The following is a 23,175-nucleotide window of genomic DNA, read 5'->3' as shown; positions in this document are numbered from 1 at the left end:
TTCAATGAAAGCGGGGATAAGAGATGCAAACAATCATTGAACCGATAGAACCCTTTAATGAAATATATTATCAAAGCTGCTTCTATAATTCATTGTTCCCGGTTATACGGCATTTTCAGCTTAGTATATTACCGTTATTGACTAACGACTGGGCTGTGTATGAGGCGACCCGGACAGGGGAAGAAATGCTCTGCGGAATCTCTCACAGGACCAATAAGGGCCTTTTTGAAGCTCTTGCAGAACTTGGAGTCGGAGTTGAGAGGGAACGGCTGGTCGGGACCGTTGTTAACAAAATCAAGAGTGCAGTAGACATGGAGAGACCTGTTATACTGTGGGTTGATTGTTACGAATTGCCGCTCCGCAAAGATACTTTTCGAAAGAAGCATTTGCCGCACACCATCTTAGTTCATGGCTATGATGATTCTACCGGCCATTTTCATATTATTGAACAGCTGCAGATGGAAAACCTGTCCTACGATAAAAAAACAATCAAAATGGAAGATTTGGAGCGGGCATATTTTGGGTTTGATCATGAATTTAATCAAGGACAAATGAAGCTGGATTCCTATTATGAATTTTATAAGTTGAATCACGCTGTTCCAAGGATATCCGGTGAAGCTGAAATATACCAGGAACTCATTAAGGCGAATATGAATGGAATTACAGAAGGCCTGGACCATCTGCTGGAATTTTCGGAGCTCTTATATGGAAGGTTAATACAGCATGCACACTTATCTGTTGATTATGCTGCAAAGCAGCTGGATAAGCTGAATTCACTCATATTGGCAAAGCAAGCGGAACTCTATAAGCTTAGGCTTTTGGAGATGGAGCAGGAGCCTTCAGGTGCCATGCTGCACAGTATTACTAATGAATGGAGCATAATTAGAGCGGTTATGGCGAAGTATGTGTATTCCAGTCAGTTTAATGCTGAACAATTTAGCGAATTGCCGGATCGGATCAACAAAATCTACGATGCTGAATTACAGTTCTACGAAAACTTCCTAGTGAAGAAGTGAGCGTTTGACATAGTGTTATTACCTATCCAAGCCAACACAAAGGAGCGTCTGCTATGATTTCAATGGATACGATTAACCGGGAATTGCTTGAACTCATTAATGCTTATCTTTTGCAGAAAGCCGAAGAAACGGGCGGAACGAGTGAAACTGGACCGCTGGCCAGTCTGGAAGAGGATCTGGAATTATCCAATTATATTAACTCCCTTGATTTCATCGTCCTTATTGTTAATATTGAAAAAAAGTTTAACGTGATGCTGAAAGAAGATCTGTATATACTGACAAACAACAGTTTTAAACAAATTGCTGAGTTCATTGCACAAAACGCTTATAACACGCAGGATTAATTAGCTGATATATGATTAACTATTGAAAGGAGAGGGGAATGGCCGAGCTTTATGCTGTATCTATTACGGAGTTCCCGGGCTTTCTTATGGAACCCTTGTTAAACTGTGTGGCGGAAAAAAGGGAGAGACTATCCAGATTACAGCAAGAAAAAGACCGGATAAGAGGGTTGCTGGGTGATTTGCTTGTTAGAAAAGTAATATCACAAGCATTGAATATTCCTTATTTTAATCTTAGGTTTGCAAGGAATGCATACGGAAAGCCGTTCTTGTGCGAGGGTGGTCTGGAGTTTAATATTTCACACTCCGGAGATTGGGTGGTCTGTGCAGTCTCCAAGGAGCCGGTAGGTATCGATATCGAGAAAAAAGGAACCGTCGATCTTGAGTTGGCACGCCGTTTTTTTGCAAAGGATGAAGACAGATACATTAGAGAGCAAGATGATGAGGAATCACAGCTTGAACGTTTTTATCAGGTCTGGTCAGCTAAGGAAAGCTTGATTAAAGCGGTTGGAAGAGGGTTATCTCAGGGGCTTGATACTTTTAGCGTTGTCTCGGATTATAAGCTTACTCCGCACATTGAGATGGACGGCGTGATATGGAATTTGACGGGCGTTTCTCTGGATTCAGGGTACTCGCTTTATGCATGTACTGCCGGTACAAACACCTGCGAGAAGATCGAGATTATTGATGTGCGGCTGTTGATCGAGGAATTTTTATCATAACACTGTAAATGATGAAGGAATAAGCTCTCCGCACGCACTGAAGTGTGTACGGGAAGCTTATTTTGCGTGCAAACAAATGAGTAAAGCTGTCCACTGCCGCAAAGTGGAATCTGACGGGAGCTTTAGGGCAGCCTTTTAAAGGGTATATTATCCCTCCGTTTTCCGCAGACGTTTCCGCTGGAGTCAAATGGGTAAAATTTTGTAATGGGTACCCTATATACACCTGTAATTTTGCAAATGGTTCTGCGGAATCCTATAGTTTAGTTAGTGTTTGCTGCAAACGAGAGATCCGGCAGATCCGTTATAAGGAGTGGTCTCAACCATGGCTAAAATAAAATATAACAATATCGACAACGTCGGCGTGGACAAGACACTGAAGGAACTGCGCCAGTGGCGGGAGGAACGCCGCACCAAGCAGAAGGATTACTCCTATAAGGTGCCGAACCATCCGCCGGAGCTGACCTATCTGACGGGGAACCGGCTGGATACAACGATAACCTGGATCGGGCATTCGACCTTTTTTATGCAATATGAGGGCCTTAATATCATTACAGACCCGATCTGGGCCCGCCGGCTTGGCTTCGAGAAGCGGATCGGCCAGCCGGGAATTCCGCTGAATGAGGTGCCTCCGGTAGATCTGATCCTGATTTCGCATTCCCATTATGACCATTTGCATTTCCCTTCAGTCCGCAAGCTGTATAAGGCAGCAACGAAGATTATCGTACCGGCCGGACTGAAGCGGAAAATGCTCCGCAAGGGCTTTCCGAACTGCTACGAGATGCAGTGGTGGGAGGAGCTTACTGTGGGGCCCGTCAGGCTGACCTTTGTGCCGACCCAGCACTGGACCCGGCGCACGCCATTTGATACGAACAGTTCCCACTGGGGAGGCTATGTGCTTCAGCCGGCAGAGCCCGGCAGCCATCCGGAAGGGAAGCAGGACGGACAGAAGCGCAAGCTGCCGCCTAATCTGTATTTTGCCGGGGACAGCGGGTTCTTTCCCGGCTTTAAGGAGATTGGCAGCCGCTTCAAGCTGCATATTGCCCTGATGCCGATCGGGGCGTATGAGCCGGAGTGGTTCATGAGCTCACAGCATGTAAATCCTGAAGAAGCGGTGCAGGCCTTTCTGGATGTAGGCGCCGAGCTGATGATTCCGATGCATTTCGGTACCTTCCGGCTGGCCGACGACACGGCGCGCGAGGCACTGGACCGGATGGAGCTGGCCCGCAAGGCCCAGGGAATCAGTGCAGAGCGGATACGTACTCTGGGGTACGGCGAGACGCTGATTGTGCACCCGGAGGAGCGCTATTCGGGGCAATAAGGTGCCCGCCTAGGGATTTAGTGCCAAAACCGCAGGAACAACATGATCTTACGGGCTATTTGCCCTGATTTTATGCTATAATGAGCCGAAACCCAAAGTGAAAAGGATGGTAATGCTTAATGATTAGCACAAGCGGCGTAACACTCCGCTACGGAAAACGCGCACTTTTTGAAGACGTAAACATAAAATTCACACCAGGAAACTGCTACGGCCTGATCGGGGCGAACGGTGCCGGTAAATCTACTTTTCTAAAAATCCTGTCCGGCGAGATTGAAGCCAATATCGGGGATGTACACATCACTCCGGGCGAACGTCTGGCAATCCTGAAGCAGAACCATTTCGAGTATGATGAATTTCAGGTGCTGGAAACGGTAATTATGGGTCACACCCGCCTTTATGAAATTATGAAGGAAAAGGATGCCCTGTACGCCAAGAGTGACTTCACGGAAGCTGACGGCCTGCGCGCAGGTGAGCTTGAAGGCGAATTTGCCGAGCTGAACGGCTGGGACGCCGAGCCGGATGCAGCAGCGATGCTGATCGGCCTGGGCATTATGCGTGAAATGCATGACAAGAAGATGGCCGAACTCAGCGGCAACGAAAAGGTCCGGGTATTGCTTGCTCAAGCTCTGTTCGGCCGTCCGAACAACCTGCTGCTGGATGAGCCTACCAACCACTTGGATCTTGAATCCATCGGCTGGCTGGAGAACTTCCTGATGGATTATGAAGGTACTGTTATCGTGGTATCCCATGACCGTCACTTCCTGAACAAGGTCTGCACGCATATTGCGGATATCGATTTCGGCAAAATCCAGATGTACGTCGGCAACTATGATTTCTGGTATGAGTCCAGCCAGCTGGCCCAGACCCTGCAGCGTGATGCCAACAAGAAGAAGGAAGATAAGATCAAGGAGCTGCAGGCCTTCATTCAGCGCTTCTCGGCCAATGCTTCCAAATCCAAGCAGGCGACTTCCCGTAAGAAGCAGCTCGAGAAGATTACACTGGACGACATCCGTCCTTCCAACCGTAAATATCCGTTCCTCAACTTCAAGCCGGAGCGTGAAGCCGGTAAGCAGCTGCTTACAGTCACTGGTCTGAGCAAGACGGTTGAAGGCGAGAAGATGCTGGATGAATTCAGTATTGTAGTAAACAAAGGCGACAAGATTGCTTTTGTAGGTCCGCATTCCCAGCCAAAGTCCCTGCTGTTTGATATTCTGATGGGCGAAAAGGAAGCCGACAGCGGTGAGTTCTCATGGGGCGTAACCACAACCCAGGCTTATTTCCCTAAAGACAACTCCAGCTATTTCGATGGTGTCAATCTGAACCTTGTGGAATGGCTGCGCCAGTACTCCAAGGATCAGGACGAAACCTTCCTGCGCGGGTTCCTGGGCCGGATGCTGTTTGCCGGTGAGGAGGCGCTGAAGAAGGCGAGCGTGCTGTCCGGGGGAGAGAAGGTCCGCTGTATGCTGGCCAAAATGATGCTGAACGGCGCTAACGTGCTCGTATTCGATGAGCCTACGAACCACTTGGATCTGGAATCGATCACTGCGCTGAATAATGGACTGATTGATTTTGACGGGACGATTCTCTTTACTTCCCATGACCATCAGTTCATCCAGACCATTGCCAACCGGATTATTGAGATTACACCGACAGGCGTCATTGACCGCTCCATGAGCTACGATGAATACCTGGAGAATCCGGAAATTAAGGAACTGCGCCAGCGCATGTATCCTGTAGAAGCGTAATAGAATAAATAAATGTCCATAACACAAACGGCTGCGCTATCCTGTATAGGATGACGCAGCCGTTTGTGTTAACCGTATTAAGTTATCTCCCTTAGGACCAAAGGTCCTAGGAACCACCGGTGCGGCGGCGCTGATTGTTAGGCTTTTTGTTGTTTTGGCTCTTCAGCGGCTTGGCTGAGCCGGCCTGAAACGACGAGCCCTGCTGCTTAAAATTCTGCTGCTTCTTCTGCTCCAGCTTCTGGCGGATGGCATCGGCCAGATTGATCTTCGGCTTTTCGGTATTTTCGCTCATTATGTTACCCCCTTATGAAGCAAGTCCTATTCCTCATTTTAATTGTTTTTAAATCCCGCCACAAGGGCAAGAATAATTCAAGAAATCAATTGCCGGAGTGTGTCCGGGCAAACAAATTTAAACAACAGGGAGTGTCAGCCGGTGGCCGATATTTACGAGGATATACGCAAAGGTGAACGCGGGGCGATGGTCAGTATTGCCGCCTATCTGGTCCTGTCTGCATTTAAGCTGGTCAGCGGCTATTTGTTCAATTCCAGCGCACTGCTGGCCGACGGCTTCAATAACCTGACTGATATTGTAGCTTCAGCCGCGGTGCTGATCGGGCTGCGGATTTCACGTAAGCCGCCTGACTCGGATCATCCCTACGGGCATTTCCGGGCTGAGACTGTAGCGGCTCTGCTTGCTTCGTTTATTATGGCGATGGTTGGGATACAGGTTATTGTTGAGGCAGTACGTTCACTATTTGAAGGAGCAAAGGCGGTTCCGGAGCTGTGGTCCGCAGCAGTAGCGGTGGTGTGTGCCGCGGCGATGATGGGGGTATATATATATAACAAGAGATTGGCCAAGCGGATTAACAACGGCGCCCTGATGGCTGCAGCCAAAGATAATTTCTCGGATGCCATGGTCAGTATCGGCGCGGCAGCAGGCATTGTCGGTGCACAGTTTGGCCTGCCGTGGATTGATTCGGCCGCCGCTGTCCTGGTAGGACTGCTTATTTCCAAGACGGCCTGGGATATTTTCCGTGATGCCACCTACCGGCTGACCGACGGGTTTGATCAGGATAAGCTGCTGGATCTGCGCAGCATGATCGCCCGTACCCCTGGTGTTGAGGGAATCAAGGATATTAAAGCCCGTGTGCACGGAAGCCAAGTGCTGGTTGATGTGGTCGTAGAGGTTGATGCCGGGATCAGTGTGGCGGAAGGCCACCGGATCAGTGATTCAATAGAAGAGCGGATGGGCAGCAGAGACAACATAATGAATGTGCATATTCATGTCGAGCCTAAAGAGTAGAAGCCCAGCATGCTCCTAATTAGCTGTAATTTCCACCAAATCCAAGGAGAAATCAAGACTATAGACCCGGTGCTTACCATAACTTGGCAAGTGTATTTGTGAGAATAGAAGCATGTTCCAATTCCCGCCTGCCCCTATAATGAGGGCAGAAAGCAACAAACGTAGCGCGCGCCGTTGTTGAATTCTTATCATGCATAAGCGGGGGAACGCTATGATCAGATCACATAAACAGCTAACAGCGTCGTTATTGGTCTCGGCATCAATTGCATTATCATGGGGAGTGTTCAGCCCTCAGCAGGCATTTGCCGCTTCATCAGCTTCAGCTGTAACGGCTTCTGCTTCACTGAATGGCGTTATTCAATCTTCGGTTCGTCTGCGCACCAGCCCATCTACAAGCGGCAGTGTGATCACATACCTGAGTAAAGGCGATCAGGTCGTTATACTAGAACAAACCAACAGCTACTGGTACAAAGTCAGAACCGCCTCCGGAGAGGTAGGCTATACAAGTACCGGAGAACAGTATATCAGTGTTACTGCTGCTCCTGCGGTGACTCCTGCTGTACAGACGGCAGTCATTCAGGCGTCTGTCCGGCTCCGCGAAACACCGTCAACCAGCGGCAAAGTGCTTGGTTACCTGAATGAAGGTGATCCGGTAGTAATACTGGAGGAGACCAACAGCTACTGGTACAGAGTGCAGACAACGAATGGGACTGTCGGCTACACCAGTTCGGCAGACCGTTATATTGAGCTGGATCAGGCTGCAGCAACACCGGCCCCGGCGACACCGGCGCCTGCGCCCGTTCCAACTCCAGCCCCGGCTCCTCCGGCACAGTCAGCTGTCATTGATAATGTCATTGCAGCAGGCATGAAATACCTGGGAACGCCTTATGAATTCGGCTCCAGCAGAAGCAATACAAGCACCTTTGACTGCTCTGATTTTATCCGGCAGATGTTCAAGGATGCACTGAACTTAACGCTGCCTGCCGATTCCCGGCAGCAGGGCACCTGGGTACGGGAGAACAGCCAGACGGTTACCGATATTTCCGGTCTTAAACGCGGCGACCTGATGTTCTTTATGGATTATAAGGGCAGCTCGGCTTCTGCTTATGTGGGAGTTAACAGATTTTCAGAGCGGATTTCACACGTAGCGATGTACCTTGGAGACGGAAAGATTCTGCATACGTATTCTGTTTCCTCCGGCGGTGTGAGAGTTGATAATTTAAGCTCTTCGTGGACGAACCGTTTCCTGTACGGTGGCGCGGTTGTCCGCTAGTTATATTTTTGGGCAGTAAAGGGAAGTAGAGTACAATGTTTGTGACGGGTGAACTAGGGCGGATATTTTTGCGGGGCTATCTCTTCAGTAGAGCGACTACTGAAGAGATAGCCCTTCCTTTTGGTATCATCTTACTGCAGAAGCGGCTGCACCCTCCTGTTTAGGAGGGCGCAGCCGCTTCTATTTGTGTTATCTTAAAAAGTAAGACAGCAGCCAAACGACCCTGGGGTCTCAGGCTGCTGTATATATGCCGTAATGCCGCACGGATTAATTTATGGAGTAATCACGTATGCGGAGGAAGGAACCTTGATCCATGCTTTGCCGAGCCAGGTATAAACCTCTCTCCATTCATTGCCCCAGGCATCGGTCATGACAGCGCCGGTAGTATCGATAGTCTGGGCGCTCAGCCAGCCGGCCGGAGTCATGCTGGTAGTGGAGAAATGGAAAGGAGTTGCTTTTGTCAAAATAATCATTGGAGTCGCCGGTTTGATATCAGCCGGTGTAATTACCGTTTCGAATTGTTCGTTGTAAGTGCTTCCGGTAACGGTTGACTGATCTGCAGTACCCGTAACTTCTGCCGCTGAAGCCGATGCTGCTATGGATGCCATAAGACCTACTGCTACGGTGAAACTGGCTAATTTTTTCATCTGTGATTCCTCCTAGTGTGGTTTTGGGTTAGCGGTTTTTTCCAAGTTTGTGCTGTGCTAATATGCATGTAAACAAAAAGGGGAGGCAGTGAACCAGCCCTCTGAAGAAATCTTTAAAATTGCAGGGCCAGGGGAAAGGCCTATACGTTCTGCACAGTGAATAGGATATAAAAAAACACTCTCTACATAACACAACCCGGAGCTCCTGAGACGGAGACACCGGGTCTATGACACCATAATGCTATGCAGGTTTATCCTCTGGGCATTCTGGACGGTTCTATTTACATTGACCTTCCGCGCCGTCCGGTGAAGAGGGATACAATGAACAGAATGAGGAAGATGAAGAACAATACCTTGGCGATGCCGACTGCCGCTCCTACAATGTTAAAGAATCCGAATACGCCGGCGATGAGGGCAATCACCAGCAGAATTACCGACCATTTCAGCATGAGAAGTCATCCTTTCTGTCGGGTAGTGTAGTCAATGTTTAAACGGGTGATCCCGGATTGAAACAAAATGGATTAATCTGGTCTTTAAGGCGCTTGACAGGCTGTTTCGGGCTATTGGCGTAGGGGTAACTATGCAGTAACAAGGCAGAGCAAGCCGACATTATGACACTTGGAAGGGGTTTTTGAAATGATCATTGAACTTAGCGTGGCACTCGTTGCTGTCGCATTCGCCGTACTTGTATTCTTCTTAATCAAAACCTTAAATTCAGCAAAGGAATCCCTCGACAAAGTCAGCCAGACTCTGCAGGAAGTGCAAAAGACTGTGGATGAGCTTACCTATGAAATCAAAACAACTGTCCGGCATGCCAACGACATTACTGCAGATGTCCAGGGCAAGATCCAGAAGATTGATCCGATTGTTGATTCCGTTAAGAATCTCGGTGATGTTATGAATGAGCTCACACTGACAGTGAAGCAGGTATCCGTTACGGTAATTGAGAAATACCGGAAATCCCGTGAGCTTAAGCAGAAGGCGGGAAGTGTTGCCATCGATGAGAAGACACTGACTCCGGCAGAAGAGCGCACCGTGAAATCCTATGATACCGCATATGCCCAGAAGGCTCCGGGAAAAATAGCGATGGCGCTTAAAGGAGTAGACACAGCAGCTGCAATCTGGCAGAAGTTCCGGCACTGATTACCGTAACAGTCCCATTCACACAGCACCGGTGCATCCAATGAAAGGCGGGACGTCTTATGAACGTCATCATTCTTTTGTTTAGCCTGCTTTCCTCATATATGTCTCCATCTGCACAGAGGGAGGAGGTCCCTGCTGCATTTTTCTCCATGGAACCGCAGGCCGTGCTTGCCTTTGAACGCCATACGGTCCCGGATCCTTATATCAGCAGCTTTGATTCCCTGGCAGGAGCAGCATTATTTACGTCAACGGAGGAGCTCCTGCTTAATAAGGGCACGCCGCTGAATATCGCTCCTGACCCCTGGCAGGAATGCCTGGAATATCATTACGCAGATATGACGGCCGGCATATGCGGGGGTATCGTTACCTACGTTCATGTGGATCCGGCTCAGGCAGGACTATATGGCCTCCGTCTTAACGGGGTTTCGCTGAATCCCGCTGCTGATAATGTGCGTGAGCTGCTGGGGAACCCGGACTTCATCGCTGATGACGGTGATGTCTATATAAGAGGAAGTGCAGCACTGAAGATTTACCGCAATCCGTTCACCGGTGAATGGGACGGAATTGATTTATTTGATGCGAATGCATCATAAGGTGTTTCATAGGCTTACTGTAAGGTTAATAAGAGTACAGTTGTCTTTATACTGAGACATATTAACCTCACAATCTAAGCTTAAGGAGCGTGATCTCATGGGTTCAATCGGTACACAGTCGTACGCCAAGCTTCTGGAGAACGGTATCCAGGCGATAGAAGAAGTGAACCGGCTGCGTGACAGCGGCTATACGAAGGATAACATCTATGTTATCAGTCATGATCAGGACCGTGAAAACCGCATTGTTGATGCGGCAGACACAAATGAGGTCGGCTTAGGCGAAGAGGGTTTGTTTGGCGCTATCGCCAATCTCTTCCGTTCGCGCGGGGACGCCTTGCGTTCCAAAATTACGGCGCTTGGCTTCAGCAGTGCGGAAGCAGGATTCTATGAGAAGGAACTGAGTGCGGGCAAGGTTCTTGTCATTGCCAAGAAATACCCGCAATAACCCCGTTTTCCGGCGTACCGGAACTATAGCACAATAGCGTAACCTCCAGCTCCACTATTTGTAGTGGGGCTGGAGGTTACTTTGTTGAATACGGAAACAATAACACCCTTATCTGCCAATTTATAGAATGTTGGAAAGGGGCTGCTTAAATATCGTATGATAATAGGATGGAATAACAGAGAAGATAGATTACGGGGCTTATATTATTCGTGTGAGGTGAAGATGCTTGAAAATATTAATTGTAGACGATAATCCGACCAATGTTATTATAATCCGCGAAATCCTGAAGAAGGAGGATTACCGGAACTTTATCACAGCATCATCTGCAAAGGAGATGCTGAAAATTCTGGGCGTAGGAGCAGGGAGTGAAACGCAGCGTCCGCGTCCTTCGGATGTGGATCTGATTTTGCTGGATATGATGATGCCGGAAATGGACGGCATCGAGGCTTGCCGCGTAGTGCAGCAGTATGACCATCTGCGGGATATTCCGATTATTATGGTGACCGCAGTCGGCGACTCCAAAAAGCTGGCGGAAGCGCTTGATGCCGGGGCAGGTGACTATGTTACGAAGCCGATCAATAAGGTTGAGCTGATGGCACGGATCCGTCTGGCGCTGCGCCTGAAGCGCGAGAAGGACTGGCACAACGAGCGGGACCAGCGGATTAAGGACGAACTGAAGCTTGCCGCGCTCGTACAGAATGCCGTGCTGAGCCTGCCGGTTAAGGAAGAGGATTTTGAAGTGCATGCAATCTATCAGCCCTCTTTCGAGCTGGCCGGCGACCTGTACGCCTGGTATCCGCTTGGAGACGGAAGATATGCCGTCATTCTGCTTGATATGATGGGCCACGGGATTTCTTCTTCGCTTTTCTGTATGTTCCTGGCTTCCGTGCTCAAGGATACGGTAACTACATATGTGGAACCGGAAAAGGTCATTCAGGAGCTGAACCGCAGGTTTAACCAGCTGTACATCGAGAAGCAGCTTGTCCAATATTATTTTACCGCCATCTATCTCGTTATTGACACCCGGATCAAGCGGATCGATTTCGTGAATGCAGGCCATCCGCCGGGACTGTTCTTTGAGGGCGGAGCTAAGGAGCCGGTTCTTCTTGAAAGCAACTGCCACCCTGTAGGCTTGTTTGACCGGATTGATATTCAGCCGCAGAGCCTGAGCTATGAAGAGGAAGGGCATTTGGTGCTTTATACGGACGGGCTGCTTGAAATGGCTGAGGGCGACCAGGAGGACCAGCTGAAGTTTATGACCGGTCACTTAAACGGCGGACATGATTGGAATGAGGAAGCTATGCGTGAAGTCTTCTTTGTAGATGAAGCTGACGTAGAGCGCGATGACGATAAATGCCTGGTATGGATTACCCTGGGGAAAGGAACTGAACAATAATGAAAATAAAAGCCAAGCTGCTGATCGGATTCAGTTCGATGCTGGCCATTATGCTGGCATTAACAATGATTGGCTACGATCGGCTTAATTATATGAGCGATCAGCTCGACAGCTTTACCGCAAGGTATGATAAGGGCCGTGCTTCGTCCGGGCTGCGCGGTGAGGTCAATGATATGGCCCGCATCCTGACGACCGCAATGCTTAATGCAGATGTAGAGACAGTAGATATCCAGAAGACAGAGCTTGAGAATAAAGTGGTTAAGGCAGATGGACATCTTAAGACTATCGAAGCTTCACTTACCTCTGCAGATGAAATAGAAATACTCAACCGGATAGAGAATGCATATGCCGCTTATATGAATTATCAGAACAAGGCAGTAGAGATGCTTGAAGCCGGTTATTTCCAGAACGCCAACGCTTACCGTAACTCCGAAGGGCAGGATATCCAGAATGAAATGCTTAACAGCCTGAACTCCCTGTCGGACTATAACGCCAACCGGATGACTGAGGAAACAAACCTGGCACAGGACGCTTCGGAACGTTCCATTCAGATGGTGACGTTAATTATGGTAGTCGGGCTGCTGCTGGGGCTGGGGGTCATTCTATGGGTGATTCCGAGCATCACGCGCGGACTTAATGTGGTGTCCATGATGATTAACAGCTTCGGAAGCGGAAGAATGCGGGCAATCCGCCGGATCAAGGTCAATTCGAAGGACGAGATTGGTGATGTGGCCAGGGTCTTTCAGCAGATGGCCGAGGATATCGAGCAGAAGCAGCAGCTGGAGAAGGCCTATACCCAGGCGCAGAGCGATCAGGCCTGGCTTAATGGCAATATCGCGCGCGTGACGGAGCTGCTGCGCGGTGTCAGCTCGTTGGACCAGGTCTCCCAGACCTTCATCAGTGAATTTACCCCTGTGCTTGGAGCACAATACGGGGCGCTATACCTGAAGGATCTCCATAACCCTAACCGGCTGCTGGCAAGCGCTTTTTATGCCGGTGATGCCGAGGATGGCCTTAAAGAGTACTTTGATATAGGCCAGGGCCTTGTAGGACAATGTGCTTTGGACAAGAAGCCGCTCAAGCTTGAGAAGGCTCCTGATGATTATATTAATGTCTCCTCAGGCTTCGGGGATGCACATCCGGACCATATTTTTATTTATCCTGTATTTTTTGAGGATGAGGTTCTGGGTGTGCTCGAGTTTGCCTCCTTTACACCGTTTACTGTGCTGCAGAATGAGCTCCTCCACCAGCTGGCTAATAATCTGGGCATTATCCTTAATAATATTATCCGCCGGATGACTGTTGAAGAGCTGCTGCGTGAATCGCAGGCGCTGACGGAGGAGCTGCAGTGCCAGTCAGAGGAGCTGCAGACCCAGCAGGAGGAGCTGCGCCGGTCCAACGAGAACCTGGAAGAGCAGACCGATGCGCTGAAGCGTTCCGAGGAGCTGCTGCAGCGGCAGCAGGGCGAGCTGGAGCACTTTAATATCGAGCTTATGGCCAAGACCCGCGCCCTTGAGGAGCAGGTTCAGGAGGTCGAGGAGAAGAAGGATGAAATTGAGCATGCCCGCAGCCAGCTGGAGAAGCAGGCAATGCAGCTGGCTGTTACAGGAAAATACAAATCAGAGTTTCTCGCTAACATGTCCCATGAGCTGCGGACTCCGCTGAACAGCCTGCTGATTCTCTCCCAGCTGCTCACCGAGAACAAAGAAGGCAACCTGTCGGATAAGCAGGTGGAATTTGCCCATACGATCTATATGTCCGGTGCCGATCTGCTGAAGATGATTGATGAGATCCTCGACCTGTCCAAGGTGGATGCCGGTAAGATGGAGCTGAATTACGAAGATATCCCGATTACCGAGCTCAAAGCCTTTGTGAAGCAGAATTTTGCGCCACAGGCGGCCAAGAAGGGGCTGTCTCTGCGCTTAGCCTTTGATGAGCCTCTGCCGGACAGCCTGTATACAGACAGCCACCGGCTCAAGCAGATTCTGCGCAATCTGCTGTCCAATGCCTTCAAGTTTACGAGTGAAGGCTTTGTGGAATTCTCAATCAGCCGTGCTGAACCCGGCCGTCTGCCGTCATTTCTGCCGGATGAATTCGATTATGTGGCCATTGCAGTTAAAGACAGCGGGATAGGTATTCCTTCTGACAAGACGGAAATTGTGTTTGAGGCGTTCCAGCAGGTGGACGGTACAACCAGCCGCAAATACGGGGGAACCGGGCTGGGATTGTCCATCAGCCGTGAGCTGGCCCGGCTGATGGGCGGCGCAATAGGACTGGACTCACGTGAAGGCCAGGGTAGCGTGTTTACCCTCTACCTGCCTGTGAAGGGGCATTACAGCCTGCTCCCGGGTGCTGTGGAAGTGGCTGCTGCCCATACCCGGACCGAATATGCAGAGAATCTGCAGCCTGCCGGAGCGGATGAGGCGATGCCGGTACCGCTGAATCCGGTTATTGTTGACGATGACCGTGAGGGGCTTCAGCCGGAAGATAAGGTTATCCTGATTATTGAGGATGATGACAGCTTCGCCAAGATTCTGCTTGGCATGGCCCGCGGCCGCGGCTTCAAGGGTCTGGTTGCCCTGCAGGGGGATACCGGACTTCAGATGGCCAAGACGTTCCTGCCGGATGCCATCATCCTGGACATTCAGCTGCCTGTCATGGACGGCTGGTCGATCCTTAGGGAGCTCAAGGGAGCCTCGCAGACCCGGCACATTCCTGTGCATGTCATCTCTGTCAATGACGAGGTCAAGCAGGGGCTTATGATGGGGGCGATGGCCTACCTGAAGAAGCCTTCCTCCAAACAGGCGCTGGACCGGGCCTTTTCACAGATCGAAAACTATACCTCCAGCACATTGAAGCATCTTCTGATTGTTGAGGATGATGAGATCCAGCGACGTTCCATTATGGAGCTGATCGGTCATGACGATGTTGCCATTACGGCAGTGTCTACCGGCGGGGAAGCGCTCAGTGAGCTGCGCAAGCAGCGGTATGACTGTATGGTGCTTGACCTTATGCTGGAAGATATGACCGGCTTTGAGCTGCTGGACCAGATCCGCGACGATGAAGAGCTCAACGATCTGCCAATCATTATTTATACAGGCAAGGATCTGGACAGCAAAGAAGAGACACAGCTGCGTAAATATGCAGAATCCATTATTATTAAGGATGTCCGCTCTCCGGAGCGTCTGCTTGACGAGACAACGCTGTTCCTGCACCGGGTGGAAGCCAACCTGCCGGAGGACAAGCGTAAAATTCTGCAGAAGCTGCACAATAAGGAGGAGCTCTTCGACGGCAAGAAAATACTGCTCGTCGATGATGACATACGTAACGTCTTTGCCCTGTCCAGCGTGCTCGAAGGATACCACATGGAAGTGAAGTTCGCCGAGAACGGCCGCGAGGCACTCGAACTGCTGGTTGAGCACAATGATTTTGATCTGGTGCTTATGGATATGATGATGCCGGAAATGGACGGATATGAGGCTATGCGCCGTATCCGCGAGATGCCGCAATATCAGAAGCTGCCGATTATCGCGCTCACAGCGAAGGCGATGAAGGAGGACCGGGCCAAGTGTATTGAGGCCGGAGCGTCCGATTACATGAAGAAGCCGATCAGTACCGACCAGCTTCTTTCCCTAATGCGTGTATGGCTGTATTCGTAAGCCGATTATTGGGGTAATAGCATTACAGTAAGAGCAAAATAACAGTCCGGAAACACGGAAGTAAGCAGGAGAGCAGGGATATTGATGACAGCAATGGAACGCGGATATGATGAACAGGCTGATAGTCCGGGAAGCAGGCAGGAGCTGGAGCAGATCGAAATTGAGCTGCTGCTCAGCGGAGTGCACCGCTTGTACGGGTATGATTTCAGAAATTATGCGCTCCCTTCACTGAAGCGGCGTATCTGGCATCATGTCCATGCCGAGAATGTACCTACCATATCTGCGCTTCAGGAGAAGGTTCTGCATGACCGTGCCTGCTTTGAACGTTTTGTGTACAGCCTTTCTATTCCTGTTACAGAAATGTTCCGTGATCCCGGCCTCTTCCTAACCTTCCGCCAGAAGGTCGTGCCGCTGCTGAGGACCTACCCGTATATCAGAATATGGCATGCGGGCTGCTCCACCGGTGAAGAGGTGTACTCGATGGCGATTCTGCTGCATGAGGAGGGGCTGTATGATAAAGCCCGTATTTATGCAACGGATATGAATGCGCGTTCCCTGCAGCAGGCCAAAGAAGGGGTATACGAGATCAGCAGAATGAAGCAATACACCAAGAACTACATGGAAGCGGGCGGAACCCGCGCCTTTTCAGAATATTACACGGCAAAATATAATTCAGTCATTCTCCAGCCGTTTCTGCGCAAAAACATTATTTTTGCCGAGCATAATCTGGCGACAGATACTTCCTTCAATGAATTTAATGTCATTTTTTGCCGTAACGTAATGATTTATTTCAACGATGAGCTGCGCGATCATGTGCACGGCCTGTTTTATGAGAGCCTCAGCCGGTTTGGTGTACTGGTACTTGGATCAAAGGAATCTATTCATTTCACCAGGTACAGCAACGGCTACGAGCCCCTGGACAGAGTGGAAAAAATATACCGTAAGAATCAATAACGGGATTGGAGGGACCTGATGGGGGTTCAAGAACCGGTTCATATACTGCTCGTTGACGACCGTCCTGAAAATCTGCTGGCACTGGAAGCTGTGCTTGAGAGCCAGCATTACAAGCTTGTCAAAGCCAATTCCGGTGAAGAAGCACTGCGGAGTTTATTAAGATATGAGTTCGCTGTTATTGTTCTGGATGTACAGATGCCGGGAATGGACGGTATTGAAACCGCCAAATTAATCAAGGCCAGAGAAAAGACCAAGGATATTCCGATTATCTTTATCTCGGCCAACAGCAAGGAAGCAGAGCATCTGTTTGCCGGATATTCTGCCGGTGCGATTGATTATATGGTCAAGCCCTTCATCCCGCAGATTCTCAAGTCCAAAATTGAAGGCTTCGTCAACATGCATCTAACCAACAAAAAGCATCAGATGCAGTCCATGCTGCTGCAGCAAAAAACGCAGGAGCTGGAAAAAATCAACGGTGAGCTGGTCAAGGCCAAGGAAGCGGCGGAGATTGCCGCCAATGCCAAGACAGAGTTTCTGGCAATGATGAGTCATGAAATCCGTACGCCGATGAACGGTGTAGTGGGCATGATTGACCTGCTCATGGAGACAGAGCTTGCTCCTGAGCAGAAGGAATATACGGAGATCATCCGCAAAAGTGCGGACACACTCATAACCGTAATCAATGATATTCTCGATTTTACCAAGATGGAATCCGGGAAAATGGAGATGGAGGAGCAGCTGTTTGAGCTGCAGGGGACGATTCAGGAGGTGTTCAGCCTGTTCTCCGCCGAGGCGGGCAAGAAGAATCTGGAGCTGGCCTACTTCATCGACCAGAACCTGCCTAAGCTGATCTACGGGGATATGGCTAGGCTGCGCCAGGTGCTCATTAATCTGGTCGCTAACGCGGTTAAATTCACAAACCAGGGCGGAGTGTATCTCGTTGCCTCAAGAACGGCGGATACTGACGGGAAGCTGATGGTGGAATTTACCGTTAAGGATACGGGGATCGGCATCTCACCGGAGAAATGCGACCGGCTGTTCCAGCCGTTTTCCCAGCTTGATTCCTCCATGACACGGAAATATGGCGGAACGGGCCTCGGGCTTGCGATCTGCAAATCACTTGTCGGAATGATGGGCGGAGATATCCGTGTAGAATCAATGGAGGAGAAGGGGGCAACCTTTGTATTCACCATTCAGGCGGCTATGCCTGAGGACGAACTTGCCAGAGGCTTTCAGACAGAGGAGCCGTATGGGGAGATAAACAAGGAGCGGCTGCACAAAAAGGTACTTGTTGTGGACGATCATCCGATTAATCAGCGGCTGATGGTCAGTATGCTCGACAAGCTGGGCTACAGCGCCGATATAGCCGAGGACGGAAGCCAGGCGGTAGAGCTGGCTGCGCAGAACGGCTATGAATTTATTTTTATGGATTTGCAGATGCCGGTAATGGACGGCCTCACAGCAACCTCCAGAATCCGCTCAGGCAGCAGCCTGTCCGCTGAGAAGGCTGTTATTATCGCCATGACGGCTAACGTCATGGAAGGCATTCAGACCCGCTGTAAGGCGGCAGGGATGGACGGGTACGTCAGCAAGCCGCTGAAGCTAAGCAGCATTAAGCAGATTATCAGCCGTTATGAGCCTCATGACAGCACCATGATTGAACGTAACGCCTCACTATTTTAACGGACATCCAGGAATTACCTGATGCAGATTGTCCGTTTTTTGTTTCAACACTATGCCTTTAGGGTTATTGGTAAAGAAAACATTTAATCAGGAGAGATTGTCTATGAATACACATAAAAGCGAAAAATTCCACGCAAAAACCGAAACTGAAGGCAATGTATGTACGGTTTATCTGATTGGAGAGCTGGATTTGTCAGTCGCTCCTGATTTCCGTCTGGTAATGGAGCCGCTTGTGGGAGACACGGGACTGGATCTCGTTATTAATCTGAAAGATCTGAAATATATCGACAGCACAGGCATCGGTATTCTGCTCTCGATTCTCAAGGCAAGACACGGAATGGATGTTAAATTTACGGTGGAGGAAGTTCCGCCGCAAATTCAGAAGCTGTTTGATATGACCGGTATTTCCAAGTTTTTTGCCCCCCAAGAGAACTCCAACTAAGGAAAGGATCGAAACAAGGATGAATGATGACGTACAAAAAGTAATTCTTCAGTTACCCGCCAGCGCAGAATATGTCGATATCGTCAGATTGAATTTATATGGAATTGCCTCAAAAATGGGTTTCACCTATGAGGATATTGAAGACATGAAGGTAGCCGTTTCGGAAGCCTGTAATAACTCTGTATTGTACGCTTACGGCCAGGAAGACGGGCTTGTAGATGTGATTTTTGAAGTAGGGGCAAGTGCCTTGTCCATCACTGTCAAAGACGAGGGGGAGAGCTTTGACGGAGTGGGTTCACCTGAACCGCGCATGACGCTGCATGACAAAGAGCTGAATGATGTTGAGGTAGGCGGATTGGGCTTTTATCTTATGCAGGCACTCATGGATGATGTTAGCGTCGTGAGTGAAGCTGGGAGAGGGACGGTCGTTACCCTGACAAAACGGCTTAATTTTAGCGAGGAGAAAGTATGAGTGACAAAGTGACTCCCCCAGAGTCCATGAACGAAGCGGTAAGTCTGATCTGGGAATACCAGCAGACCAAGGATAATGAAATTGCTACTGTACTGATCCGCAAATACGAACCTATGGTCAAGATGGCGGCAGGCAAAATTGCCCGCAACCGTCCCGATCTCTATGAAGATCTGTACCAGGTAGGACAGATGGCGCTGATCAGACTGCTTCAGCAATATGATATCAGCCTGGGAATTCCCTTCGAGCCGTATGCGATGAAGAGTATGATCGGCCATATGAAGAATTTCCTTCGGGACAAATCCTGGTACATACAGGTTCCAAGACGAATCAAGGAGAAGGGTGCACTCGTTCAGCAGGCTATTGATGAGCTAACCATCAGGCTGGAGCGGTCGCCCGCAGTTGAGGAAATTGCCCATTATCTTGATCTTACCGTGGAAGAAACTGTAGAAGTTCTGGCCGGCAGAGAATGCTACCACTACGTATCGCTTGATTCCCCGCTCTCCCAGGAGGAGACGGGTGCAACACTCGGCGAGCTGATCAGCTCTGACGCCAACGACTATGAAACGGTCGAAAAGCGGATGGATCTGCAGCAGGCGCTGGGCCAGCTCAAGGAACAGGAGCAGCAGGTGCTGCTGCTTGCTTTCCAGGACGGCCAATCCCAGCGGGCCATTGCCCAGAAGCTGGGAGTATCGCAGATGAGCGTGTCGCGGATTCAGAAGCGCGCCACCGAGAAGCTGAAGCAGATCATGGCGAACTCTTCCTACTGATGCTGAAGCCGTTATAAGCCGTACCATAAAGGACATGCCTCCCCTCAGGGACTGGCATGTCCTTTATTATTGCCCCCGAGTAGGCAGCCGCTGCAACACTTGTACCCCGCCTGTATCCCGTATATGTACAGGCTGCAGGCGGGGTACAAGTAAAGTGAGCATATCAGCTGTTCGCATCAATATAGGTTTTGATCTCCCCAAGATACTCCCCGATAACCGGAACATCCAGAAACAGGCTGAGAACATAACCGAGTAGACCGAGAATAACGAAGGTACCGAGAGAAAGCCCCAGCCCCCGGGATATGCCGGCCATCAGGTTGGTGACAATCCGCTTCTTGGGGTTCGTGTAGTTCTCAAGGATGTCCTTGAACTCGGATTTCTCCAGTGAATCGGCTATTTTGTCCAGTCTGGCATTCAGCCGCTTAACCTCATGCCGCAGCTCAAAGGGATGCTCATCGACTTCATACGTTTTGGTCTTGCTGCCCGCATCTCCCATCAGGTCTCCCCGCTTTCTTAAGCCATAAAGGCTCTAGTGTAATGCATATTTATTCTTGTTAGAAGAAGTTTTGTTAGCATGAGAACAGCCAGCTGCAGTGAGCTGGCTGTTCTCCATTTTAGAATAAGCCGTAGATCACAGCGTTTTAGTAAGAGGACTTGTAGGAGGATTTAACCTCTTCCTTGGCATCTTTAGCTTCACTGGCGACCTCATCCTTAGCATCCTTAGCTTTGTCAGCAACCTCTTTGGAAGAGGCCTTGGCTTCTTCTGTAACGTCATCGGACGCCTTTTTAACATCGGAAGCGACATCGCTGGATGCTTCGGCAACGGTATCACCGATCTTTTTGCCGGTCTCCTGCAGGGTAGCAGCAATCTGCTGCTTACTGTCGCTTACTGTCGTGAAGATGTCGGAGGCTTTAGCGGACACTGTGCTGGCCAGATCCGTCGCCTTTTCTCCAACAGTAGTGGCAATAGTCTTGGTTTTATCTGTTACAACACCGGCAACTTCCTTTGTTTTGTCTGTTGCAAGCGTAAGCTTGTCAGACAAGTCGCTGCGCATTTCGCGGCCTGGTTTTGGTGCGAACAATAATGCAGCTGCGGCACCTAACAATCCGCCGATAAAAATACCTTTGAAAAATGTGCTTCCGCTCTCTACCGGATATTCTGTCTCTGCCTTGTTCATTATTAATCACTCCTTAAATAGAATAGGTTCACTTGGTGTTCAGGATAGCCTGAATGTTCTTACTTCGTATATAAACTTTGGGGTATGGGCTGAAACAGCAGGAAGGCTAAGGAAACATTACCCATGCCCGGATATATTGTATGGAATAATATAGGAAATAGCCCTGATTGACTGATAAAGGTTGGGGGTAAGAAATACATAATTAAGGCGCCTATCATCAACATAAAGCGGGCTTAAGCCCTTCCCGTTTATTTAAAGAATGCAGAGATTTGAACATCTTTGGAGGTGCATAACTAATGATAAAAATAATCACGTCAGCAGAGCGTCATACTTCGAATAGAGAATGGATACACAGCGAATTCAGCTTTTCCTTTGCCGATTATGATGATCCCAGTAACGCGCATTTTGGCGCACTCCTGGCCCATAACGACAATGAGCTGAAGCCGAAGCAGGGGATGGAGGAGCATCCGCATCACGATCTGGAGATTATTACTTATGTAATATCAGGCGTGCTGAACCATCAGGATGATCTCGGAAATCATGCCGAGCTTCAGGCGGGCAGTGTCCAGGTAATGAGCGCGGGGACAGGGATCAACCATTCGGAGACCAATTCCTCTGAAGCAGACAACGTACGGTTTCTGCAGATGTGGCTCCTGCCTGATCGTCCGGGGGTTGCTCCAGCCTGGGATGCCAAATTTTTTCCGCGAGAGCTGAAGAGGGGGACTCTGCTTCCTGTAGCCTCAGGTGCAGACATAGACGGGGCGCTTAAGCTTGGTGAGGATGTAACCATTTATTTGTCGGTGCTGGAAGCGAACAGGCTGGTGCAATATCCGCAAAAAGAGGACAGACGCACGCATATTTATCTGATTAGCGGAAATCTGGAGGTTAGCTGCAGTGACGGGACGTTTCAGCTGAACCCCGGTGACGCCGCCCGTATCCGTAAAAGCTGTGATCTGACGCTTAAGGGAACAAACGGCGACGAGGCAGCAGAATTCGTTCTGATCGATCTTCCGTAAGTAAAAGGAGCTCTCCGCGCAGCGCCATCTGTAAGAATGGCAGCTTAAGGCGGAGGGCTCCTGTCTGTATCAGGCTTATTATTTATTGCGCAGACGGCCAAGCTCGGATACCAGTGCTTCGACCTGAGAGATGCTGAGCCGGTCACTGCCCATAGCAACCTCGTAAATATCCAGAATATCCTCATAGTGGTCTACCGAGAAAGCAGATGCCTGCATGGCGGCCGCGCTTGCCATTTTGAGCTTGCTCTTAATGCCCTCGATCATAAATTCCACATTTTCCTGGCTGGGCTTTGTCAGATCCATGGAGTGCAAACAGTCCTTTCTGAGTATGATCCGTTGAAATGCCGGCTTACTGTGTAAGTATACGGCGGTTCCTTCTGGAGTATTTTATCATGACAGGGTAAATAAACACCATTTTTTTGTCTGCTCTCCCCAAAACATGCTAAATTAAAGGGAATAACTGCGAGCATGTATAGGATAAAAGGAGGCAAGGACAATGGCAATCAGGGAGCAGGAGAGCAGAAAGCGGATTAAAATGGACTCAGAACAGCTAATTACCTTCTTCCATGAGATTGCCGGCCGCCATCAGACAGAGCAGATTACCTTTCTGTGCATTGGCACGGACCGCTCTACGGGCGATGCCCTGGGACCTTTAACCGGCAGCAGGCTGCTGATGCACGGATTCCCCAATGTCACCGGCACTCTGCCGTTACCCTGTGACGCGGATACACTGGCAGCACAGCTTGCGGCCATTCCGGAAGGGCAGATTGTGATTGCCATCGATGCCTGCCTGGGACCTCCGGCTGCCCTGGGCTGCTACTTTGCGGCCAGTGAGCCGCTGCGTCCTGCACAATCGGTTGGGCTGAGCCTGCCAGAGGTTGGAAATTACAGTCTCGCTGCCATCGTCGGAGTGAACGGCCCTTTTCCTTACCGCACACTGCAGACCACGCCGCTGTACCGGGTAATGCAGATGGCCGAGCAGATTGCGCTGGCCGCAGCCAAAGGTTTCGGACTGGCGCCCTAGAGACGTTTCAAGCGGAGCCGTTCGGCTTAATAATTAGA

General features: G+C 49.8%; 25 protein-coding genes. 19 read left to right on the top strand and 6 right to left on the bottom strand.

Annotation, left to right across the window (positions count from 1 at the left end; all coding sequences use genetic code 11):
• The first annotated feature begins 23 nt into the window (after positions 1-23).
• The 5 genes from R70723_RS27475 (at position 24) to R70723_RS27455 (ending at position 5,142) form a co-directional block, all read left to right on the top strand.
• Entirely contained in the window at positions 24-1,016 is a 993-nt protein-coding gene (locus R70723_RS27475; RefSeq protein WP_039877243.1) for a BtrH N-terminal domain-containing protein, read from the top strand.
• A gap of 53 nt (positions 1,017-1,069) precedes the next feature.
• Positions 1,070-1,360, top strand: a complete 291-nt coding sequence (locus tag R70723_RS27470) for a phosphopantetheine-binding protein (protein ID WP_039877241.1) — start codon at positions 1,070-1,072, stop codon at positions 1,358-1,360.
• A 38-nt stretch (positions 1,361-1,398) separates the two neighbouring features.
• Positions 1,399-2,079 carry a 4'-phosphopantetheinyl transferase family protein gene (locus R70723_RS27465; protein ID WP_052421496.1) on the top strand — a complete coding sequence of 227 codons (681 nt, stop codon included), beginning with the start codon at positions 1,399-1,401 and terminating at the stop codon, positions 2,077-2,079.
• A gap of 322 nt (positions 2,080-2,401) precedes the next feature.
• Positions 2,402-3,397: an MBL fold metallo-hydrolase gene (locus R70723_RS27460; RefSeq protein WP_039877240.1), complete on the top strand. Its 996-nt coding sequence runs from the start codon at positions 2,402-2,404 to the stop codon at positions 3,395-3,397.
• Between the two features lie 119 nt (positions 3,398-3,516).
• On the top strand, positions 3,517-5,142 hold the full coding sequence (locus R70723_RS27455; RefSeq protein WP_039877239.1) for an ABC-F family ATP-binding cassette domain-containing protein: 1,626 nt from the start codon (positions 3,517-3,519) through the stop codon (positions 5,140-5,142).
• Between the two features lie 106 nt (positions 5,143-5,248).
• Here the strand turns inward: R70723_RS27455 and R70723_RS27450 are convergent, their stop codons facing one another.
• Positions 5,249-5,434: a hypothetical protein gene (locus R70723_RS27450; protein WP_039877237.1), complete on the bottom strand. Its 186-nt coding sequence runs from the start codon at positions 5,432-5,434 to the stop codon at positions 5,249-5,251.
• A gap of 186 nt (positions 5,435-5,620) precedes the next feature.
• On the opposite strand from R70723_RS27450, the gene R70723_RS27445 reads away from it, so the two are divergent.
• Both R70723_RS27445 and R70723_RS27440 read left to right on the top strand, forming a co-directional pair.
• Positions 5,621-6,445 carry a cation diffusion facilitator family transporter gene (locus R70723_RS27445; RefSeq protein WP_179088111.1) on the top strand — a complete coding sequence of 275 codons (825 nt, stop codon included), beginning with the start codon at positions 5,621-5,623 and terminating at the stop codon, positions 6,443-6,445.
• Positions 6,446-6,656: 211 nt separating this feature from the next.
• Positions 6,657-7,718: a C40 family peptidase gene (locus tag R70723_RS27440; protein WP_039877234.1), complete on the top strand. Its 1,062-nt coding sequence runs from the start codon at positions 6,657-6,659 to the stop codon at positions 7,716-7,718.
• A 272-nt stretch (positions 7,719-7,990) separates the two neighbouring features.
• Here the strand turns inward: R70723_RS27440 and R70723_RS27435 are convergent, their stop codons facing one another.
• Together R70723_RS27435 and R70723_RS33130 are read right to left on the bottom strand one after the other, a co-directional pair.
• A complete protein-coding gene (locus R70723_RS27435) occupies positions 7,991-8,365 on the bottom strand; it encodes a hypothetical protein (protein WP_039877232.1) in 375 nt (124 codons plus the stop codon).
• A gap of 281 nt (positions 8,366-8,646) precedes the next feature.
• A complete protein-coding gene (locus tag R70723_RS33130) occupies positions 8,647-8,814 on the bottom strand; it encodes a DUF1328 domain-containing protein (protein WP_039877231.1) in 168 nt (55 codons plus the stop codon).
• A 187-nt stretch (positions 8,815-9,001) separates the two neighbouring features.
• Between R70723_RS33130 and R70723_RS27425 the strand changes: the two genes are divergently transcribed.
• The 10 genes from R70723_RS27425 to R70723_RS27380 all read left to right on the top strand — a co-directional run bounded on the left by R70723_RS27425 (position 9,002) and on the right by R70723_RS27380 (position 19,919).
• Entirely contained in the window at positions 9,002-9,508 is a 507-nt protein-coding gene (locus tag R70723_RS27425; RefSeq protein ID WP_039877230.1) for a DUF948 domain-containing protein, read from the top strand.
• A 59-nt stretch (positions 9,509-9,567) separates the two neighbouring features.
• A complete protein-coding gene (locus R70723_RS32410) occupies positions 9,568-10,101 on the top strand; it encodes a hypothetical protein (RefSeq protein WP_144027196.1) in 534 nt (177 codons plus the stop codon).
• Positions 10,102-10,198: 97 nt separating this feature from the next.
• Positions 10,199-10,546 carry a YflT domain-containing protein gene (locus tag R70723_RS27415; RefSeq protein ID WP_039877228.1) on the top strand — a complete coding sequence of 116 codons (348 nt, stop codon included), beginning with the start codon at positions 10,199-10,201 and terminating at the stop codon, positions 10,544-10,546.
• A 226-nt stretch (positions 10,547-10,772) separates the two neighbouring features.
• Complete coding sequence (locus R70723_RS27410) at positions 10,773-11,942, top strand: SpoIIE family protein phosphatase (RefSeq protein ID WP_039877227.1); 1,170 nt, start codon at positions 10,773-10,775, stop codon at positions 11,940-11,942.
• Positions 11,942-15,601 carry a response regulator gene (locus tag R70723_RS27405; RefSeq protein WP_039877225.1) on the top strand — a complete coding sequence of 1,220 codons (3,660 nt, stop codon included), beginning with the start codon at positions 11,942-11,944 and terminating at the stop codon, positions 15,599-15,601. The genes R70723_RS27410 and R70723_RS27405 overlap by 1 nt, the downstream gene beginning before the upstream one ends.
• Positions 15,602-15,685: 84 nt before the next feature.
• Positions 15,686-16,555, top strand: coding sequence for a CheR family methyltransferase (locus tag R70723_RS27400; protein WP_039877224.1), 870 nt, complete (start codon positions 15,686-15,688; stop codon positions 16,553-16,555).
• 18 nt (positions 16,556-16,573) lie between these two features.
• Positions 16,574-18,238: a response regulator gene (locus R70723_RS27395; RefSeq protein ID WP_039877223.1), complete on the top strand. Its 1,665-nt coding sequence runs from the start codon at positions 16,574-16,576 to the stop codon at positions 18,236-18,238.
• A 103-nt stretch (positions 18,239-18,341) separates the two neighbouring features.
• Complete coding sequence (locus R70723_RS27390; RefSeq protein ID WP_039877221.1) at positions 18,342-18,680, top strand: STAS domain-containing protein; 339 nt, start codon at positions 18,342-18,344, stop codon at positions 18,678-18,680.
• Positions 18,681-18,699: 19 nt separating this feature from the next.
• Complete coding sequence (gene rsbW, locus R70723_RS27385) at positions 18,700-19,152, top strand: anti-sigma B factor RsbW (protein WP_039877219.1); 453 nt, start codon at positions 18,700-18,702, stop codon at positions 19,150-19,152.
• Positions 19,149-19,919 carry a sigma-70 family RNA polymerase sigma factor gene (locus R70723_RS27380; RefSeq protein ID WP_039877218.1) on the top strand — a complete coding sequence of 257 codons (771 nt, stop codon included), beginning with the start codon at positions 19,149-19,151 and terminating at the stop codon, positions 19,917-19,919. Before rsbW ends, R70723_RS27380 begins: the two co-directional genes overlap by 4 nt.
• A gap of 163 nt (positions 19,920-20,082) precedes the next feature.
• Here the strand turns inward: R70723_RS27380 and R70723_RS27375 are convergent, their stop codons facing one another.
• On the bottom strand, positions 20,083-20,415 hold the full coding sequence (locus R70723_RS27375; protein WP_039877217.1) for a DUF5665 domain-containing protein: 333 nt from the start codon (positions 20,413-20,415) through the stop codon (positions 20,083-20,085).
• Positions 20,416-20,560: 145 nt separating this feature from the next.
• Positions 20,561-21,097 carry a YtxH domain-containing protein gene (locus R70723_RS27370; RefSeq protein ID WP_047171250.1) on the bottom strand — a complete coding sequence of 179 codons (537 nt, stop codon included), beginning with the start codon at positions 21,095-21,097 and terminating at the stop codon, positions 20,561-20,563.
• 296 nt (positions 21,098-21,393) lie between these two features.
• Between R70723_RS27370 and R70723_RS27365 the strand changes: the two genes are divergently transcribed.
• Positions 21,394-22,113, top strand: coding sequence for a pirin family protein (locus R70723_RS27365; protein WP_039877215.1), 720 nt, complete (start codon positions 21,394-21,396; stop codon positions 22,111-22,113).
• A gap of 78 nt (positions 22,114-22,191) precedes the next feature.
• Here the strand turns inward: R70723_RS27365 and R70723_RS27360 are convergent, their stop codons facing one another.
• Entirely contained in the window at positions 22,192-22,416 is a 225-nt protein-coding gene (locus tag R70723_RS27360) for a DUF1128 domain-containing protein (RefSeq protein WP_039877214.1), read from the bottom strand.
• Between the two features lie 193 nt (positions 22,417-22,609).
• Between R70723_RS27360 and yyaC the strand changes: the two genes are divergently transcribed.
• Positions 22,610-23,137, top strand: coding sequence for a spore protease YyaC (gene yyaC / locus R70723_RS27355; protein ID WP_039877212.1), 528 nt, complete (start codon positions 22,610-22,612; stop codon positions 23,135-23,137).
• The last annotated feature ends 38 nt before the right edge of the window (positions 23,138-23,175 follow it).

This window comes from Paenibacillus sp. FSL R7-0273 (assembly GCF_000758625.1).
Taxonomy (GTDB): Bacteria; Bacillota; Bacilli; order Paenibacillales; family Paenibacillaceae; genus Paenibacillus_AQ.
The sequence above is the reverse complement of the archived record's forward strand: the minus strand, read 5'-3'. Positions and strand labels throughout refer to the sequence as shown.

What these genes read in the sequence shown, in the direction of transcription:
- R70723_RS27475 (WP_039877243.1), top strand. Translation starts at nt 24, where the DNA reads ATGCAAACAATCATTGAACCGATAGAACCCTTTAATGAAATATATTAT.
- R70723_RS27470 (WP_039877241.1), top strand. Translation starts at nt 1,070, where the DNA reads ATGATTTCAATGGATACGATTAACCGGGAATTGCTTGAACTCATTAAT.
- R70723_RS27465 (WP_052421496.1), top strand. Translation starts at nt 1,399, where the DNA reads ATGGCCGAGCTTTATGCTGTATCTATTACGGAGTTCCCGGGCTTTCTT.
- R70723_RS27460 (WP_039877240.1), top strand. Translation starts at nt 2,402, where the DNA reads ATGGCTAAAATAAAATATAACAATATCGACAACGTCGGCGTGGACAAG.
- R70723_RS27455 (WP_039877239.1), top strand. Translation starts at nt 3,517, where the DNA reads ATGATTAGCACAAGCGGCGTAACACTCCGCTACGGAAAACGCGCACTT.
- R70723_RS27450 (WP_039877237.1), bottom strand. Translation starts at nt 5,434, where the DNA reads ATGAGCGAAAATACCGAAAAGCCGAAGATCAATCTGGCCGATGCCATC.
- R70723_RS27445 (WP_179088111.1), top strand. Translation starts at nt 5,621, where the DNA reads ATGGTCAGTATTGCCGCCTATCTGGTCCTGTCTGCATTTAAGCTGGTC.
- R70723_RS27440 (WP_039877234.1), top strand. Translation starts at nt 6,657, where the DNA reads ATGATCAGATCACATAAACAGCTAACAGCGTCGTTATTGGTCTCGGCA.
- R70723_RS27435 (WP_039877232.1), bottom strand. Translation starts at nt 8,365, where the DNA reads ATGAAAAAATTAGCCAGTTTCACCGTAGCAGTAGGTCTTATGGCATCC.
- R70723_RS33130 (WP_039877231.1), bottom strand. Translation starts at nt 8,814, where the DNA reads ATGCTGAAATGGTCGGTAATTCTGCTGGTGATTGCCCTCATCGCCGGC.
- R70723_RS27425 (WP_039877230.1), top strand. Translation starts at nt 9,002, where the DNA reads ATGATCATTGAACTTAGCGTGGCACTCGTTGCTGTCGCATTCGCCGTA.
- R70723_RS32410 (WP_144027196.1), top strand. Translation starts at nt 9,568, where the DNA reads ATGAACGTCATCATTCTTTTGTTTAGCCTGCTTTCCTCATATATGTCT.
- R70723_RS27415 (WP_039877228.1), top strand. Translation starts at nt 10,199, where the DNA reads ATGGGTTCAATCGGTACACAGTCGTACGCCAAGCTTCTGGAGAACGGT.
- R70723_RS27405 (WP_039877225.1), top strand. Translation starts at nt 11,942, where the DNA reads ATGAAAATAAAAGCCAAGCTGCTGATCGGATTCAGTTCGATGCTGGCC.
- R70723_RS27400 (WP_039877224.1), top strand. Translation starts at nt 15,686, where the DNA reads ATGACAGCAATGGAACGCGGATATGATGAACAGGCTGATAGTCCGGGA.
- R70723_RS27395 (WP_039877223.1), top strand. Translation starts at nt 16,574, where the DNA reads ATGGGGGTTCAAGAACCGGTTCATATACTGCTCGTTGACGACCGTCCT.
- R70723_RS27390 (WP_039877221.1), top strand. Translation starts at nt 18,342, where the DNA reads ATGAATACACATAAAAGCGAAAAATTCCACGCAAAAACCGAAACTGAA.
- rsbW (WP_039877219.1), top strand. Translation starts at nt 18,700, where the DNA reads ATGAATGATGACGTACAAAAAGTAATTCTTCAGTTACCCGCCAGCGCA.
- R70723_RS27380 (WP_039877218.1), top strand. Translation starts at nt 19,149, where the DNA reads ATGAGTGACAAAGTGACTCCCCCAGAGTCCATGAACGAAGCGGTAAGT.
- R70723_RS27375 (WP_039877217.1), bottom strand. Translation starts at nt 20,415, where the DNA reads ATGGGAGATGCGGGCAGCAAGACCAAAACGTATGAAGTCGATGAGCAT.
- R70723_RS27370 (WP_047171250.1), bottom strand. Translation starts at nt 21,097, where the DNA reads ATGAACAAGGCAGAGACAGAATATCCGGTAGAGAGCGGAAGCACATTT.
- R70723_RS27365 (WP_039877215.1), top strand. Translation starts at nt 21,394, where the DNA reads ATGATAAAAATAATCACGTCAGCAGAGCGTCATACTTCGAATAGAGAA.
- R70723_RS27360 (WP_039877214.1), bottom strand. Translation starts at nt 22,416, where the DNA reads ATGGATCTGACAAAGCCCAGCCAGGAAAATGTGGAATTTATGATCGAG.
- yyaC (WP_039877212.1), top strand. Translation starts at nt 22,610, where the DNA reads ATGGCAATCAGGGAGCAGGAGAGCAGAAAGCGGATTAAAATGGACTCA.